This window comes from Campylobacter concisus (genome assembly GCF_902460895.1).
GTDB lineage: Bacteria > Campylobacterota > Campylobacteria > Campylobacterales > Campylobacteraceae > Campylobacter_A > Campylobacter_A concisus_BC.
Window position 1 is genome coordinate 1 of the sequence record NZ_CABPVL010000036.1, and the last position, 1,048, is coordinate 1,048.

1 protein-coding gene is annotated in these 1,048 nt (G+C 30.4%); it reads right to left on the reverse strand.

Annotated features, from left to right (window positions below; genetic code table 11):
* Positions 1–1,048, reverse strand: a 1,048-nt coding sequence (locus tag F3G98_RS10280) for an asparagine synthetase B family protein (RefSeq protein ID WP_223231359.1), incomplete at both ends; no start/stop codon positions are given.

Sequence of the window (1,048 nt, forward strand, 5' to 3'; positions counted from 1 at the left end):
ACATGAAGAAGTGCAGGTAATAATGTTTTTAAATCAAAATATGTCATTTTATTAAAATACGACTTTGTGTTTGGCGTATTAAAAACTTGTTTAAATTTATCAAGAAGCTGCCTACTATCAAAAGATTTTAAAAAATCCTTATTATAAATTATATCAACATTATGTGTACGATTTATAATACGATAGTATCGTTCATCCATAGGACCAAAAAGTCCTTCTTTAAACTGCTCTTTTATTAATGGTATATAATTTTTAAGTTGGGGCATATTAGGAATTATTGATTGCAAAGTTACTAGATGCTTGCCTTCTTCGGCTGTTTCAAATATTGCTCCTTTTATTGCTTGCTCTAAATAAGCTACAGCATATCTAGTATACCCACCAAAAATTTCATCCCCACCTTGTCCACCAAGCACAACCTTTACATAGCTAGATGCAAGTTTGGACACCATATACTGAGAAAAAACGCCTGGTCCGGCTTCTGGATAATCCATATGGTATGATATTTTTTCAAATGTATCTATAAAATTCTGCGAAGTTGGAAAAATCTCATGATGAATACTTTTTATATATTGATGAACTATATTTGCATAATATGTTTCATCGAATTCCTTTGAATCCTTGAAACCACCAGTAAATGTATGAAAATCACCAAAATACTTTTTGGAGGCCAATATAGAAACCAAACTAGAGTCAATACCGCCACTCAAATATGCACCAATTGGCACATCTGCTCTAGTTTGAATATTTAATGAATCTTCAAGTAAGTGCGAAAGTTCAGAACAATATTCATCTTCATTCCTTGTTTCATCAATATCATAATTAAAATACCAGTATCTTTTCTTCTCTTTTATTTTGCCATTCTCTAAAATTAAATATGTTGCAGGCTCCAAAGAGCTAATATTTTTAAACATCGTATGTTTTTTCAACATTACTTGAAAAGCCATATATTCATTCAATGATAAGTAGTCAACCTCAGCTCTGATACCCGGATATTTTAAAATAGATTTTATTTCTGATGCAAAAACAAAATAATCATCATTGTATACAT